Raw genomic sequence first — 16,439 nt, forward strand, 5'->3', positions numbered from 1 at the left:
AATAGTTGCCGGTAACCTTAAAAATAAAAAGTTCTTCTATACCTGCAAACGCATAATTTCATTATACGCCTCCAAAAAAGAATTGCGCAGCTGCACCGTAAACTGAAGTGAAGCACTGGCTATTTCCTGCGCCGCCATCACTTCGGCGATATCATCAGTCTTGCCCAGCGCAAAGTCTATTCCTTTTTGATCAGCTCCCCGAATCAATTCATTCGTAGCAGACAATTGATCTGCGACCGCTTTTTGAAAAATCTCACCAAACGATGCGGCACCGGAAGCTTTCTTTACTCCCAGAGTTTCCAGCATCTTGGCTTCCAGTCCTGCCGGACCAATTCGATATATCATCCTCTATCCCCCTATCTGCCGATCTCCAGCGCCTTACTGATCATCGCCTTAGTCGCATTAAAGGCAGTCACATTTGCTTCGTAGGAACGATGCGCCGAAATCAAATCCGTCATTTCCTGAACCACATTGACATTCGGATAACTGACATAACCGTTTTCATCGGCATCCGGGTGATTCGGCTCATAAACCGTTGTCAGCGGAGAACGATCCTGCACAATCCGAGCCGCCTTGACACCGCCGTTCGTCTGCTTACCCATAAAATTGGTCAAAATATCTTTAAATTCCTGTCGGCGCTGCAAAGTTTCAAACAGCACCGTCTGCCGCCGGTAAGGCTTGCCGTCGGCCGCCCGGGTTGTTTTGACGTTCGCCAGATTCTGGGCGATGATATCGGCCCGCAGCCTTTGAGCAGTCATACCCGAAGCACTGATTTTCATGGAATCAAAATAAGCCATCTTTTCTCCTTTCCCCGCTATTTAGTCATTACCATTTTCAAACGGGCAAAATTATAATTCATTTGCGTGATCAGTGCCTGATAGCGCTGCGTATTTTCCGCCAGGTATGCCGCTTCCGTATCCATATCCACATTATTGCCGTCCCAGCGATAACTCAAATTCGATTTGTCGGTAAAAACCTCCGGCCTGACTTTTTGCAGCTTCGCCAAATCGATCCGGCGACGGCTGTCCACCGCATTCCTTAACTGATCCTCAAACTTAACATCCAGACGCTTATACCCCGCCACGTCATTATTCGCCATATTATGCGAAATTACTCGGTTTCTTTCCCAAGCCGCGCTTATTGCTTTGCGGTACAGGGCCACTTCCGAACCGGCAATCAATCCGTTTGTCATTTTCTCCCCCTTTCCGAGAGCTTTCCATTTTTGCAACATCCTAAACTCATGCCTGTTCTAAGCCATTTAATTCCTTTAATAAATTATCATTGACCACACTGATATAGGTCCCCTTCATCCCCAGCGAACGGGTCTCAATCACACCGGCCGATTCCAGCTTGCGCAGACCGTTGACAATTACCGACCGGGTAATTCCGGCCCGATCAGCCACCTTGGATGCAATCAGTACGCCTTCGTTGCCTTCCAGTTCGCGGAAAATATGGCGAACCGCCTCCTGCTCGGAAAAAGACAAGGTAGAGATAGCCGAGCGCACCATGTTTTGCTTTCTGGTTTCTTCCGATTCTTCCTGGTTAATCGAACGGGTAATCTCCAGCCCCACCACCGTAGCCGAATATTCCGCCAAAATCAAATCATCAATCATATACTCCTGACGCAGGCGGTATAAAAAGATGGTGCCCAGCCGCTCGCCGGCAATATCCACCGGAATCGCCAGTCCCAAATATCCCTGCTCGGTGATATCATCACTAAAACCAAGGGTAACTAAATTAATGTTCTCCTTGGTTGATAAAATATTCAGCAGTCGCTCATTCAATTTTTCGTTAATATATTCGCCGGACTTGGTTGTTAAAAATTGTTCAATAATCGGAATATTATGTCTTTCATAAGAAGCCAGCAGTTTGCCCTTGCGGCTGATAATCAGCACGGTCGAGTCCATAACTTCGCCCATTACCTCGGAAATATCGGAAAAATCAATTCTCTCATCCCCTGTTCTTTGGAGCAAACGATTGATTTTTCTGGTTTTATCCAATAACTGTACGCTCATCTTCATCCTCCTGATCCATAAATAATCTTTATGCCGTACCGTTGCTTTTGGCTCACGCCAACTAAAAAAATGAAAAACGCCAATTAAAACCGGCACAGGAAAGCCGATTTCATTTTTATTTATATTTTATTATAACTTATTTTTAATCATAATCATCATTTTTTGTAACACAATCTTAATCATCGCATCACTCATTATAACTCAATTTTCATTTCTTTTCAACCTAATCTGTCAAATAATTTTAAGAATTTTGTCTACAGTTCAGGCAAGCAGACCATTAGAGTTGATATTCCGGCAAGCTTGCTTGCAAGGAATATCAATTCTAATGGGCTATTTGCGGAACGCATACACTGATAATTCGCTGAAAGCGAATTATCAGTGGGCTTGCCTGAACTGTATTATAATAGCAGACTGTTATGCTTGATATGACAATGGAGAGCTTGCTCTCCAGGGGCATATCAAGTATGACGGGCTATTTGCGGAACGCACACATGAGTAATTCGGCGAAACTCATTTCCCATCAAAATACAGTTATTCCCCTTTTCGCCGAATTACGAATGGCTTGCCTGAACTGTATTATAATAGCAGACCGTTGAGGTTGATATTCCGGCAAGCTTGCTTGCAAGGAATATCAATTCTAATGGGCTATTTGCGGAACGCATGCACTGATAATTCGCTGAAAGCGAATTATCAGTGGGCTTGCCTGAACTTTATTATAATAGCAGACCGTTGATAGTTGATATTCCGGCAAGCTTGCGCACACCGCCTTTACTCGTCGGCATCCTCAATATGTTTGCATGCTTCATTGGAGCAAAGAATTTTCTTACCCTTGCGCAGCATCATTGAACCGCAGCGTTCACATTTCTTGGCCACCGGTTCATTCCACACCATAAAATCGCACTCCGGATTATTTTCGCAGCCAAAATAGCGCCGGCCTTTTTTGGTCTTCTTAATCTGCACCGCACCGCCGCATTTCGGACAAAGCACCCCGGGAAGCACCTCAAAATAAGGCTTGGTATGGCTGCACTCGGGAAAGCCCGGACAAGCCAAGAATTTACCGTAGCGCCCCAGCTTAATTACCATATTGCGGCCGCATTTTTCACAGAGGATATCGGTTTCTTCGTCCTTGATTTCTACTTTTTCCAATTCCTGCTCCGCCCGCTCCACATCGGCCGCCAGTTCCGGGTAAAACTCCCGCAGCGGTGTCCGCCAGTCGCAGTTGCCGTCCTCGATCCGATCCAGCTTTTCTTCCATTTCGGCTGTAAAATCAATATTGACAATATCGTCAAAATATTTGGTAATAATCGCATCCACAATTTCCCCGAGCTCTGTCGGGAAAAAGGATTTTTGCTCCTTGGCCACATAACCCCTGGCCAGAATCGTACTGATTGTCGGCGCGTAGGTGCTGGGCCGGCCGACTCCGTTTTCCTCCAAAAGTTTAACCAAAGAGGCTTCGGTGTAGCGAGCCGGCGGCTGGGTAAAATGCTGCTGCTTCTGGCTGTCCTTTATTTTCAAAGCTGCGCCCTGCTTTAGACCCGCAAAATCACTGATGGACGCTTCCGTTCCGCTTTCTTCTTCCTCAAACTCCTGATACAATTTTAAATAACCATCAAACTCCAGGCTTTGACCGGAAGCGCGCAGTTCATACTCTCCGGCCCGAATGGTCAGTCTTTCGCTTTTATATTCGGCCGCTGCCATCCGGCTGGCCATAAACCGCCGCCAAATCAGCTGATACAGACGGAACAAATCCCGCCCGAGGGCTTCCTTGACCTCGGCCGGAGAAAGCTCCGGCACAGATGGCCGGATGGCTTCATGCGCGTCCTGGCTTCGGCCCTTTTTTGTCTCCTTCGGCGCGTCTGTCCGCAAATATTTTTCACCGTATGCACTGCGGATTTGCTCGTCGGCTGCTGCCGCCGCTTCTTCGGCAACCCGAACCGAATCGGTTCTTAAATAGGTGATCAGACCCAAAGTCCCCCGCCCCGGAATGTCCACGCCTTCATACAGCTGCTGAGCCAGCCGCATGGTCTTGGCAGTGGTAAAGTTCAGCGCCTTAGCCGCTTCCTGCTGCAAGGTGCTGGTCTTAAACGGCAGCGGTGCGCTCCGCCGACGGGTGCTTTCTTTCTTCTCAGTCAGCACCGGCTTTTCCCGGGACAACTCCACCAAAACCTTTTCCGTTTCCGCTTCACTGCCTAATTCTATTTTTTTGCCGTCTGCGCCGTAAAAGTCCGCCCGAAACTTATTTTTCCCTTTGGCATCCGTCAAATCCAGCTGTAAAGTCCAATATTCCTGCGGCAAAAAAGCCTCAATCTCCTTTTCCCTTTCGCAGATTAAATGCAGCGCCACCGACTGTACCCGACCGGCCGACAGCCCTTTCTTGACCTTGGCCCACAACAGCGGACTGATTTTATAGCCGACAATCCGATCCAGCACCCGTCTGGCCTGCTGAGCGTCCACCAAATCCATATCAATCGGCCTGGCTTTTTTGATCGAAGAGGATACTGCCTGTTTGGTAATCTCATTAAAAGTAATCCGGTAAATCGGCGCTTTAATACTTTCCAAAATCGTCTGCAAATGCCAGGATATTGCTTCGCCCTCCCGGTCAGGGTCAGTGGCCAGATAAATCTTATCCGCTTTTTTAGCCTCTTTCTTCAGGTTTGCAATCAGCGGCCCTTTCCCGCGAATCGTAATATATTTCGGCTCAAAATCATTTTCCGGAGAAACCCCCAAACTGCTTTTCGGCAAATCCCGAACATGTCCCATCGACGCTTCCACCGTATAATTTTTGCCCAAAAACTTTTTGATTGTTTTGGCCTTGGCCGGAGATTCTACAATTACCAAATTTTTTGCCATGTTTCCTCCTAGTAATTCTGATAATTTCCGAAAGAAAAAGAGCTTTGCCTAAATAAAGCTCCCGTCTTATCCCATTGCTGCAATTATCTTTTAATTCTTTTACAGGTAAACCCCGCTCAGATTTCTATTTTTTGGATTCTGATATCATCAAATCAACTGGTATAAGGATATACTATTTCGATGTTTTATACAAGAGTTTTTTTAAAATTTTATGATTTTTTATAAACTCGACTTTCCCATATTCGTTAGAACAGTCTTTTTTAGGCAGGACGCCCGCCCGGGCAGAAGTGCGCAGCACTTCGATCAGGGGAAAGTTGAGTTATAAAATGACGGCTCTTGTCAAAAAAGGATGGCACCTCTTGCCGAGGAGTCACGCCTAAATTTTCATACTTCCGACACGTTATCATAAAATAAAATTGGCCAAGCCGTAATAACCGGCTGAAATCTGCTGAATATAGCCCTTCCACTCCAGCTGCAGCAAGCAAAGCTGCAATTCGCCCGGCTCTAAACCGCTTTTTTCCTGCAAACGCCCGATGTAAACCGGATCTGCACCGATATTTTGATAAACCAGCTTTTCATTTTCCGCCAAATCCTTTTTCCACTCCGGCACTGCCGGCGGCTGAATATCGGATTTTATCCGGCCGGCAAACTCCGCCATAAAGCGTTCCACATTTTCCAGAAGATAGGCGCCCTGGGCAATCAACCGGTTGCAGCCGCTGCTGGCCGGATCATTTAAGCGCCCTGGCACGGCGTAAACATCCCTGCCCTGCTCCAAAGCATAGTCGGCCGTAATCAAAGAGCCGCTTTTTTCTGCTGCCTCCACTACTACCACCGCTTCGGCTAAACCACTGATAATCCGATTCCGCTTGGGAAAAAGCGCAGCCTGCGGCGGTGTTTGATACCATTCTTCGCTGATTAATGCGCCTCTTTGTTCCATTTCCAAATACAAATCCCGGTTGCCGGCCGGAAACTGATAACCTAAACCGGAACCGAGCACACCGATGCTGTATCCGCCATGCTTCAGGCATTCTCTTTGGGCAATACCATCAATCCCGGCCGCCATCCCGCTGACCAAAATCACTCCATATTCGGCACAGGCTCTGCCCAAAGCTACTGCTGCCTCCCGGCCGTAAAGACTGGCTCGTCTGGTGCCGACTACCGCCAGTACCGGTGTATTCCCGCCTTGCTCCAATCGCCAATCCCCTTTGACAAAAAGCAGCGGCGGCGCACCCGGAATCATTTTCAGCCGCTCCGGGTAGTCCGGCTGATCAACAGAAATAACCCGCACCCCTTCCCGGTTCAACCTGTCCCACTCCCGGCGGCAGCGCTCGATCTGTCTTTTGGCGGCGCAAAGCTCCAAAAAATCCTCCTCCCGAAAGCGCTCCTGCTTTTTCATAAACTCTAAAATCCGTTCTTCCCCTTCATAATAAATCGCTTCGGCATCCGGCCACTCCCGAAGCAGCCGGCTTAGCTTAACCGCTCCCATGCCGCGAATGGACGACAGCCACAGCCAATAAATTTCTCTTTCCATTTTTTTACTTCATAATCCCGATAAAGGTTATGATTTTCTCCTTTCTAAGTTCGGCTGATCATTCCGCGCTTTCATCCCCGCGTTTGAGCGAACCATCTTCCTAAATTGCCGTTAGCTGCCGCCGCAAAAATGTAAAGCGTTTCCCTTATTTGCAAAAAAGTCTATGCCAAAGAAAACTGTATTTTTCATCATTTTGTGAGCCTTTCGGAATTTATGATGAAAAATATTTATGATATGCCACCCGGTAACTGAACGCTTCCGCCATATGCTTGGCCTCAATCTTTTCTTTCCCCTCCATATCGGCAATCGTCCGGCTGAGCCGAATCAGCCGGTGATAACTGCGGAGTGAAAGTTTTTGACGCCGATATGCTCCCTCTAAAATCTCGGTCGCCGCCTGATCCATCGGGCAGTAAGCTTCAATCCGGGCCGGGCTAATCTGCGAGTTATATAAAATATTGTCCTTTCTTAGTCTCTCTCTTTGCAGCTGCTGTGCCGCCTTAATCTGTTCGCCGTACTGGCTGCTGCTTTTACCCGAAACCGCAGGCGAAAGCGCTGCCAACATCGGCCGGTCAACCTCGGCAAAGATATCCAATCGGTCTAAAATCGGCCCCGATATTTTCTTGTGATAGCGCTTGATGTCATATTCGCTGCAGCGACAGCGCTCCATATCAGGATAATAGCCGCAAGGGCAGGGATTCATGGAGGCGATCAAGAGAAAATCGGTGGGAAAATCCGCCTGCTCGTTCATCCTGGACAGCATAATATGCTTATCCTCCAAAGGTTGGCGCAGCGTATCTAAGAGCGGTTTCGGGAACTCGGCAAACTCATCCAGAAACAAAACGCCTTTATGTGCCAGCGATACCTCGCCCGGCAGCAGCGGGCGGCCGCCGCCCAAGAGCCCGGCTTCGGTAATCGTGTGGTGCGGCGCCCGGTACATCCGGCGGCTGATAACCGGCGTTTTGCCGAGGAGCTTTCCGGCCGCACTGTAAACCCGGGTCACTTCAATCATTTCTTCCCGGCTAAGAGCCGGCAGCAGTCCCGGCACTGCTTTGGCCAGCATTGATTTCCCGGTACCGGGCGGGCCGACCAGCAGCAGATGATGCATACCGGCAACCGCAATGCTGACTGCCCGTTTGGCCACATTTTGCCCGCAAATATCGTTAAAGTCAATCTGATGTGAAACTTCCTCCGCTTCTGTCGGCAGTTCCTCAATCCTCTCCCCCATTCGGGCAATCGCCAGCGCTTGCCCCTGATTTTCAGCCGCTCCGGCAGCAGAAAGCGCTGCCAGTTCCGTCATTCTGCGGCTGATTTCGGCCGGCAGTTTATTTTCACGCAAATACACAATTACCTCTTGTAAGCTCCCCAGCGGCACAATCCGAATATCCTGATAAAAGCAAACCTCCGGCCAATTTTTAAGCGGCAGCAGCACTTCCTGAACCCCCTGCCGCCGGGCGGCCTCAACCATAGCCAGCGCTCCCCTTACTCCAATCAGCTCGCCGTTTAATGATAATTCACCCAGCATCAGTTTATCGTTTAATTCTCCCAGCTCCATCTGCCCCGAAGCTGAGAGAATCCCCAGTGCAATCGGCAAATCATAATGCGAACCGTATTTTTTGATCTGAGCCGGCGCCAAGTTAATCGTAACCCGCTTATAGGGAAAAAGATAACCGGTGTTTTTTAGCGCTGTCCGTACCCGTTCAATGCTTTCCCTGACTGAATTATGCGCCAGACCAACCAGTTCCAGCTTGGGAAAACCCTCAGCCACGTCAATCTCGGCATTGACAATATACCCCTGAACCCCGCACAAACCCGCTGTTTTAATCGAATGATACATATCCTCCTCCTTGCTGAATCCTGTCTTTCCGCTCTTATTTCTATTATATTCATTTCAGCTATAAAAGTCGTCCGCAATTTGTGGAATTTAGAGATTTTTTCAAAATAAAAAATCACGGCCGGGCAAAGCATTTGTCCGCTTCACCCGTCCGTGATTTTTAGAATATGACTTACTCCCGCTCCGCCATATACTTTTCGATTTCGGCCGCCGTTAGCCGCCGCACCTGCGTGCCAGGATATTCCCGGTATGCTTCGGCCTGAAACAGCGGCGCCATGCTGTCGCAGCGCTTATCCTTGTTCTTGGCCAGATAAGCTCTCAGCTCCGCCTGACCGGCAAAAATCTTATAGGACAGCCGGCCGTTCTCACCTTTGATTTCATAAATACCGCAGGGCTTTTTCATGGTATAGTCCGCTGTCCTTAAATACAATTTAGCAATTTCGGCTGTTTTATAAGGGAAGTTCCAGCGCTGCAAACCGCGCTGCGGATCATGCTCAATACAAATACAGCGGCCGCATCTCCCGCAGATATACTGGGTGTGCTTTTCCAGACAATCTCTTGGCTTTAGCAGCGGCGTAATCCGGCTCTTATCGCTATAACATTCTTCACACATCTTATTCTCCCGCCTTTCTCTTTCATAATGTTTTAAAGGATTAAACTTTTTACGCCCTTATCACCATTATACCAGTAGTTGAGAGAACATCAAGCCCGAACGGCAGCAACTGTTTTGTGGCGGTTTCTATTTCAATCCTCTTGCTCTTCCTCCATTTGCTCGGCCATATCTTTAATATAGCGGTTATCGCCAAAGTTGGTTTTTTTATTCCTCAAACAGCGCTTCAATAAAGCTGTCCGCATCAAAGGGCCGCAAATCTTCAATTCCCTCGCCAACACCGATATATTTGACCGGCAGAGCCAAATCCGCCGCAATTGCTACCGCAATGCCGCCCTTAGATGTGCCGTCCAATTTCGTCAGAACAATCCCGGTAATATCCGCCATCTCCTTAAATTCCTTGGCCTGCGCCAATGCATTTTGCCCGGTTGTACTGTCCAGCACCAAAAACACCTCCAAATGTGCCTCTGGATATTCCCGGCCGATAATCCGGTAAATCTTGCCCAGTTCAGCCATCAGATTTTTCTTATTATGAAGCCGGCCGGCCGTATCGCAAATCAGGATATCAACCCCCTTGCTTTTTGCCGAAGCAATTGCGTCAAAAATGACCGCCCCCGGATCGGAGTTTTCCGCCTGCGCCACAATCGGCACGGCCGAGCGATTCGCCCATTCCTTTAACTGGTCGATTGCTGCCGCCCGAAAGGTATCGGCCGCCGCCAGCATAACCTGCTTGCCGTCCTTTTTATATTGTGCGGCCAGCTTGCCAATGGTTGTAGTTTTGCCCACGCCGTTGACCCCGATGACTAAAATGACCGATTTTTGGTTAATAAAATCATAGGCCGACTCCGCCGTCCGCATCTGCTCTTTTAATTCTTCCTTGAGCAGGCTTTTCACCTGCTGCGGGTCTTTGATTTTTCTTTCTTTGACCTTGGTTTTCAGCCCGGCAACGATTTTAATGGCGGTATTTACGCCTAAATCCCCCATAATCAGTGCTTCTTCCAATTCCTCATAAAACTCTTCATCAATCGAGGTAAAGCTGCTCAATACATCATTGACCCCCTGCATCACATGTTGCCGGGTCTTGGACAATCCCTCGACCAGCTTCCGGAAAAAGCCCTTTTTCTGCGGTACTTCTTCTACCGGCTCTGATTCTGAAACGGCCGACTCCTGCGCCGCTTCCGCCGCCGGTTCAATCAATGATTCATCGGCTTCCTTGCTTTCAGCCGCCACATCTTCTGCTGTAGCCATCTCACTTGATAGTTTAGCGGCCTCCTCATTTTCAGCCACCGCAAAGCATTCTTCCGCCTCCCGCTTTACCGCTGCCTCTCCGCTCCCAGCCGCTGCGTCCATCTCAGCACTTTGACGGTCTGCCGAATTTACTAACCTTTCTCCGGCTTCTGCTTCCACCCAATTTGCCTGATCACCGGCTTGAGCACCAGACCTGTCCGCCGTTTCTTCTCCGGCAGTCGCCGCTGCTTGAGTCTGACTTGGCTCGGCTGGCGCTTGATCCGACACAACCACTTCGCCAACGGTCATTTCCGCTTCAACCGCATCCCTTTTCTCCTCGGCCATATTCTCCGACTCGGCAGGGATTTGCGCTTCACCTGTTTTCTTTTTAAAAAAATCAAAAATTCCCATTATTCCTCTTTTTCCTCCAAATCGTTTTCAATCATCTTCACTGACACCTGCGTCGATACGCCTTTTTCCTGCATGGTAATGCCGTAAAGGGCATCGGCCGATTCCATCGTTCCTTTCCGATGGGTAATGACAATAAACTGCGTGTCTTTTGTCAATTTATGCAAATAAGTAGCAAACTTATAGACATTGGCATCATCAAGCGCCGCTTCAATCTCGTCCAAAATACAAAATGGCGACGGGCGCAGGCTTTGAATGGCAAAAAGCAGTGCAATCGCGGTAAAAGCCCGCTCCCCGCCGGACAGAAGCATCATATTTTTCAGTTTCTTGCCCGGTGGCTGAACATGAATGGAAATGCCGCTTTCAAGGATATTTTCCTTTTCCGTCAGCGCCAAATAACCCTGCCCGCCGCCAAACAACTCCTGAAAGACCCGGGAAAATCTCTGATTGATTTCCTCAAACTCTCTGGCAAAGCGGTCCTGCATTTGCTGCTCCAAATCGGCAATCATCGCTTTCAGCTTGCCCTCAGCTTCCAAAATATCCGCTCGCTGACCGACATTAAAATCAAGCCGCTCCCTAACCTCCTGATATTCGGTAATAGCGGCAACATTAACATCTCCCAGCGCTTTCATCTCTTCCTTCAGCCGCTTCATATTGGATCTCAGCGCCGCATCGCTCCCCAAATCTGGTTGCTCCCACGGCTTGGCGGTCGAGTAAGTCAGCTCGTATTCCGTCCACATATAGTCAGCCTGCGCTTCTTTCTGCTCCTCGTATTTATCAATCTGCATGCCCAGCCGGATCTGCTCTTTTTCCAAAAGGCTGACCTCTTTGTAGTAATTCTCCTTATTGGCCTGCAGATTTTCTTTTTTGGCCTGAATCAGTGCCTTTTCATTTTTGAGCAGAACCCGCTTTTCCTCCGCATCTTTCTGGCCGCTTAAAAACTCAGCCAGCAAAAGCTTCTGCTCCTCTAAGGTCTGTTCTTTTTTCAACTTTTCCAAATCAATCGCCGTCAGTTCCGCCGCCAGCTCCGCCCGCTTGATATCCGCTTCGCTGATGGTCTGCCGGATTGCCTGAACCCGTTCTTCACTGTGCGACAAACGCTCTTCCATCGCCGTGATTTGCAGCTTCACTTCCATGATATCTTCATTGACACAGTCTAAATCACTTTGCAGCATTTGCAGCGTTTCTTCCAGTTTTTCCTCGGCGGCAGTTTGCTCCTCGGCAGAAAGCACCTCCCCATTCTCGGCCTGCGCCCGCTTTGCTTCCGATAACTTTTGCAGCCGGGCTTTCAACTCGTCCGCTTCCTGCTGTAAACTATTCCGTTCCTCTGTTTGCTGATCCCGTTCCTTCTTTTTTTGCTCCAGCACCAAAATCAGCCGGTTCATTTCCAGATTAGCCGCCTGTTCTCGGGCGGTGATCGCCTCGCTCTCCTGCCGGCCGGCCTGCACTTTTTGCCGGCATCCTGCCAAAGCTGCCGCTGCCTGCGCCAGCTCCGTGTTTAGCTCGGCCAATTCCGCCTCCAACTTTAAAATATCATTTTTTCTGGAAAAAATCATACTTTTGGCATTTTTAAACTCACCGCCGCTGATACTGCCGCCCGGGCTTAAAATATCGCCCTCCAGAGTAATGATGCGCAGCCTTTGCTGATGTCTGGCCGCTAATTTTCTGGCATTTGGCAGTGTATCGGTCACAAATAGATTGCCCAGCAAGGACAATACAATGTTTTCATACCGCCGGTCGTATTTAACCAAATCGGCGGCAATGCCCAAATAGCCCGGCGCCGCTTCAATATCTTTCGCTCTGGCTCCGGTTACGGTGTTTAACGGCAGGAAGGTCGCCCGGCCAAACTTATTTTGCTTTAAAAATGCAATCGCATCTTCGGCATCCTGATCGGTTTGGGTGATAATATTCTGCAAGCGATTTCCCAGAGCGGTTTCAATCGCCTTTTGGTATTTTTCTTCAACTTCAAGAATATCGGCAACCACCCCGATGGTTCCCGCTTCCTTGCGGTCAAGCACCTTTTTAACCGCCAGAAAATATCCCTCGTAATTGCTTTCCAAATCCATCAAAGCATTTTTACGCGATTCTTTTTCCCGGTAAGCCGTTTGCAGCTGCCGCTCTTTCTTCTCCAGTTCAGCCAGTTCCAGCTCCTGCTTCGCCGTCGTCTTGGCGGCAACGGTCTTAGCCTGCAAAAGTTCGTCCTGACGGCGGAGCAATTCTTCTTCCTGCTGCCGGCAGGCGGCAATCTCCCGCTCCAGCACGGCCGCTGTTCGATCTATCATCGTCTGCCGGGCCGCGACCGCCTCCTGCTGCTTACGGCTGCTCTCGCTTTCCGCTTCCAGCTGACGCAAGGCCGCTTCCCGCTCGGCTGTCTGCCGCACCCGGTTTAACTTCTGCTCCTGATAAGCCAGCTTTTTCTGATTTTCCTGTTCCAGCTGCTCCTCTAATTCATTTTTAGTGACAGCAAAAGCAGCCGCTTCCTGCTGCCTTTCCTGTAAGGCCTGCCGCTCTTTTTCGTCCTGCCGCGCCAGCAGCACCAATTCTTTCTCCTGCTGGAGTTGGCGCTCGTAAAGCTCCTCCGTCCGGCTCTTTAAAGCGGTGTGATTGCTGGTCAAATAAGTCAGCCGCTCCTGATCAAGCCGAATCGCCGCACTCGCTCTTTCTGCATTCAGCTTTTGGTCATGCGCCAGTTCGCTGACTTCCTCATAGGCTCTTTCTTTCTCCCGAAGCTGCTCTGCAATTTCCTCATATTCCTTTTCCCGGCGCTCATAAACAGTTTTTCGTTCCTGTAAATCGGCCGAAACAATTGCGTTTTTCTCGGTTAAAGCCTTTAAATTATCGGCAAAGCTGTCCATCAGCCGCAAAAAGCTGTTAATTTCATATTTTTTTAAATCATCGCGCAGGCGCAAATACTCCTTAGCTGTTACTGCCTGCTCACCCAAAGTTTTCTCCTGCTTTTCCAATTCCTCGATTAAATCGGACAGCCTGGCTAGGTCAAGCGTTTCTTCCTCTAATTTTTGCAGCGCCGCCGCTTTTCTTTCCTTAAACTTAACAATTCCGGCCGCTTCATCAAACAGCAGCCGCCGGTCTTCCGGTCTGGCCGATAAAATCCGTTCAATCTGCCCCTGCCCAATGATGGAATATCCTTCTTTGCCCACGCCGGTATCCAAAAAAAGGGCGTGAATATCCTTCAGCCGGCAGGAACTGCCGTTAATCATATAATCGCTGTCACCGGAACGATAGACCCGGCGGCTGACCTTAACCTCGCTGTAATCCACCGGTAAAACCTTGTCGCTGTTGTCAATCGTCAAATCCACCTGACAATAGCCCAGCGGTTTGCGTGTTTCCGTCCCGGCAAAGATGACATCCTGCATACTGCTGCCCCGCAGCTGCTTGGCGGACTGCTCGCCCAGCACCCAGCGCACGGCATCGGCAATATTGCTTTTGCCGCTGCCGTTTGGCCCGACAATCGCGGTAATGCCATGTTCAAATTGAAAATGAATCTTATTGGGAAACGACTTAAAGCCGTACAATTCCACTGATTTTAAATACATCCGAGTTCCTCCATTGCTGCTTTGGCCGCCTGCTGCTGAGCGGCTTTCTTACTGCCTCCCGCTCCCCGGCCGAGCCGCTGACCATCATGCCAGACTTCCATCACAAACTCTTTCTTATGATCCGGCCCCTGCTCGCCGATAAGTTGATAGCTTAACGGAATATCACTGGTCTTTTGAATTTTTTCCTGAAGCAGCGTTTTAAAATCAATAAAACTTTGTTCTCTTTTGCCTAAAAAATGCTTCTGCAAAAACTCCCTGGCAATTTCCAGTCCGCCGTCCAGATAAATCGCCCCCAGCAGCGCCTCCACCGCATCTGCCAGTACCGAGTTCCGCTCCCGGCCGCCGGTTGCTTCTTCGCCTTTGCCCAAGACCAAAAAATCTCCCAGCGCAATCGTCCGGGCAAAGTCAGCCAGCGAACTTTCACACACCATCGCAGCCCGCATCCGGGTCAGCTCCCCCTCGGGCAGGGCAGCGTACCTGTGGTACAAATAATCCGAAACAATAATCTCCAGCACCGCATCACCCAAAAACTCCAGCCGTTCATTGCTTTCCGTCTTTAAGAGCCGGCTTTCGTTGATATGTGAGCTGTGTGTTAAAGCTTGAATTAATAATTCCGGATAATGAAACTTATACGCAATTATTAATTCAAGCTTTTCTTTTGACTCAAACATATGCTCTCCTTTCTGCCTCCTGCGCCGGTCAAAATATCCGGCGCCGCAACCGCTTCTCTGCCGTAAAGTTCCCCGAAAGAGAAGGAAGGCAAGGGATCCTCTCATCTCTTGCCTTTTCGCTTATTCCTGTTCTTCTAATTTTGCTTTTAAAAGCTCAATTGCATCGCCGACCGTTTCAATCCCGTCTGCCACTTCTTCTTCCAGTTCAACATCGAACTCCGATTCGGCACTGAGAATGATTTGCGCCAAGTCCAGCGAATCAATCCCCAAATCATCCACAAAGTGCATATCCGGTTCCAGCTGGTCAGCATCATAATTGGTAAACTCAGCAATAATCTCCAGTAACTTCCGTTCGTCCATCTTGTCCTCCTTTAACGTCCTTTTCTTCCTGCAATAATCTTTTAATCCGGCCGGTAATATCCGCTTCCCAGAAACGGCTGCACTGGTCAATCGCGCTTTTAAACGCAACCGCGTCCGAACTGCCGTGTGCCTTGACAACCAAAGCTTCTAAACCTAAGAGCGGCGCTCCGCCGTATTTTTTATAATCAAAATCCGCCGCCATTTTTTTTAACGGCTTCTTAATCAATAAACCGCCCAGCTTACTGAGTACACCACTCATCACTGCCGCTTTCATTCCCGAAAAAATCATACCGGACAGTCCCTCGGCGTATTTTAAAATCATATTTCCGACAAAACCGTCGCAAACCGCCACGTCATAATCGCCGGAATGAATCTCCCTCGCTTCAATATTGCCGACAAAGCCCAATGTTTTATCGGCCGCCAGAAGCTGATAAGCTTCTTTGGTCAGCTGCGAACCTTTATGCTCCTCCGCGCCGTTATTGATCAGACCCACCCGCACATTGGCTTTGGAAAAAGTCCCCTGATAATAAGCCTTGCCCAAGATAGCAAACTGATGCAGATATTCCGGCTTGGAATCCACATTGGCACCGATATCCAAAAGCAAAATCGGGTCTTTTTTGGTAGGAAAAAAGATAGCCAGTGCTGGTCTTTTAATCCCTTTGATTCGACCGATAATCAGCGTGCCGCCGGTTAGAACCGCGCCGGTACTGCCCGCCGAAATCAAGGCATCGGCTTTGCCCTCTTTGACAAAATAAAGCGCCTTAACCAGCGAGGATTCCTTTTTGCTGCGAATGGCTGCCGTCGGTGATTCATTATTGGAGATAACTTCAGCCGCCGCCACGATATGCAGTCGCCCGGCATCATAACTTTTACCGGCCAGAGCCGCCTGAATCTCGTTCTCCCGGCCAAAGACCGTCAGTTCCAAATCCGCCCTTTCCTGCAGCGCTGCTGTCGCCGCTGCCATTACCGCCTGCGGCCCTAAGTCGCCGCCCATGGCATCAATCGCAATCCTTATTTTACTCATTTTCACCCCCTGCAAACGCTGCTTTTGGGATACGGCAATCCAGCGCCGTTTTCCTGATATCATCGGTCATCTTTCTCTCTCAAAGCACTCTCTGCTCCTGCCACGCACGTGGTTTTTCTGCGCACTGCCAATCAAATATATTACAGTTCAAGCAAATCACCCGTTCTTCCCAGCGTAGGAAAGTTGACCCATTTACTATACAATCTTTTTTTCAAAAAAGCAATACTTTTTTTGTTTTTATTGATAGACTATAAATGGTAAAATGTGGAATTTTATTTTCAAAAAGTGCGAAAAAATGTGTAAAATGCCTCTCGAAAATGCGGAAAAATGTGTAAATTCAATTTTGTTTTTTAGGAAA

General features: G+C 49.0%; 13 protein-coding genes. All 13 read right to left on the reverse strand.

Annotation, left to right across the window (positions count from 1 at the left end; all coding sequences use genetic code 11):
* Positions 1–36: 36 nt before the first annotated feature.
* The 13 genes from C3V36_13485 to C3V36_13545 all read right to left on the reverse strand — a co-directional run bounded on the left by C3V36_13485 (position 37) and on the right by C3V36_13545 (position 16,072).
* The gene (locus C3V36_13485) at positions 37–345 is read right to left on the reverse strand and encodes a flagellar hook-basal body complex protein FliE (protein ID AVM70172.1); all 309 of its coding nucleotides are present in this window, start codon (positions 343–345) and stop codon (positions 37–39) included.
* A gap of 11 nt (positions 346–356) precedes the next feature.
* The gene (flgC, locus tag C3V36_13490; GenBank protein ID AVM70173.1) at positions 357–797 is read right to left on the reverse strand and encodes a flagellar basal body rod protein FlgC; all 441 of its coding nucleotides are present in this window, start codon (positions 795–797) and stop codon (positions 357–359) included.
* A 17-nt stretch (positions 798–814) separates the two neighbouring features.
* Positions 815–1,231 (reverse strand): flagellar basal body rod protein FlgB, encoded by a 417-nt coding sequence (gene flgB / locus C3V36_13495; protein ID AVM70174.1) that lies wholly within the window; start codon positions 1,229–1,231, stop codon positions 815–817.
* Between the two features lie 7 nt (positions 1,232–1,238).
* A complete protein-coding gene (locus C3V36_13500) occupies positions 1,239–2,015 on the reverse strand; it encodes a GTP-sensing pleiotropic transcriptional regulator CodY (GenBank protein ID AVM70175.1) in 777 nt (258 codons plus the stop codon).
* Positions 2,016–2,783: 768 nt separating this feature from the next.
* Complete coding sequence (locus C3V36_13505) at positions 2,784–4,865, reverse strand: type I DNA topoisomerase (GenBank protein ID AVM70176.1); 2,082 nt, start codon at positions 4,863–4,865, stop codon at positions 2,784–2,786.
* Between the two features lie 403 nt (positions 4,866–5,268).
* A complete protein-coding gene (dprA, locus tag C3V36_13510; GenBank protein AVM70177.1) occupies positions 5,269–6,396 on the reverse strand; it encodes a DNA-protecting protein DprA in 1,128 nt (375 codons plus the stop codon).
* A gap of 211 nt (positions 6,397–6,607) precedes the next feature.
* On the reverse strand, positions 6,608–8,230 hold the full coding sequence (locus C3V36_13515) for a hypothetical protein (protein ID AVM70178.1): 1,623 nt from the start codon (positions 8,228–8,230) through the stop codon (positions 6,608–6,610).
* Positions 8,231–8,399: 169 nt separating this feature from the next.
* On the reverse strand, positions 8,400–8,840 hold the full coding sequence (locus C3V36_13520; GenBank protein AVM70179.1) for a hypothetical protein: 441 nt from the start codon (positions 8,838–8,840) through the stop codon (positions 8,400–8,402).
* A 204-nt stretch (positions 8,841–9,044) separates the two neighbouring features.
* Positions 9,045–10,475 (reverse strand): signal recognition particle-docking protein FtsY, encoded by a 1,431-nt coding sequence (locus C3V36_13525; GenBank protein ID AVM70180.1) that lies wholly within the window; start codon positions 10,473–10,475, stop codon positions 9,045–9,047.
* Positions 10,475–14,026: a chromosome segregation protein SMC gene (gene smc / locus C3V36_13530; GenBank protein ID AVM70181.1), complete on the reverse strand. Its 3,552-nt coding sequence runs from the start codon at positions 14,024–14,026 to the stop codon at positions 10,475–10,477. The genes C3V36_13525 and smc overlap by 1 nt, the downstream gene beginning before the upstream one ends.
* Complete coding sequence (gene rnc, locus C3V36_13535) at positions 14,017–14,697, reverse strand: ribonuclease III (protein ID AVM70182.1); 681 nt, start codon at positions 14,695–14,697, stop codon at positions 14,017–14,019. The genes smc and rnc overlap by 10 nt, the downstream gene beginning before the upstream one ends.
* A gap of 120 nt (positions 14,698–14,817) precedes the next feature.
* On the reverse strand, positions 14,818–15,057 hold the full coding sequence (locus C3V36_13540; protein ID AVM70183.1) for an acyl carrier protein: 240 nt from the start codon (positions 15,055–15,057) through the stop codon (positions 14,818–14,820).
* Entirely contained in the window at positions 15,023–16,072 is a 1,050-nt protein-coding gene (locus tag C3V36_13545) for a phosphate acyltransferase PlsX (GenBank protein ID AVM70563.1), read from the reverse strand. The genes C3V36_13540 and C3V36_13545 overlap by 35 nt, the downstream gene beginning before the upstream one ends.
* Positions 16,073–16,439: the final 367 nt, after the last annotated feature.

It is taken from the genome of Lachnospiraceae bacterium oral taxon 500 (assembly GCA_002999035.1).
In the GTDB taxonomy this organism is placed as follows: Bacteria; Bacillota; Clostridia; order Lachnospirales; family Vallitaleaceae; genus W11650.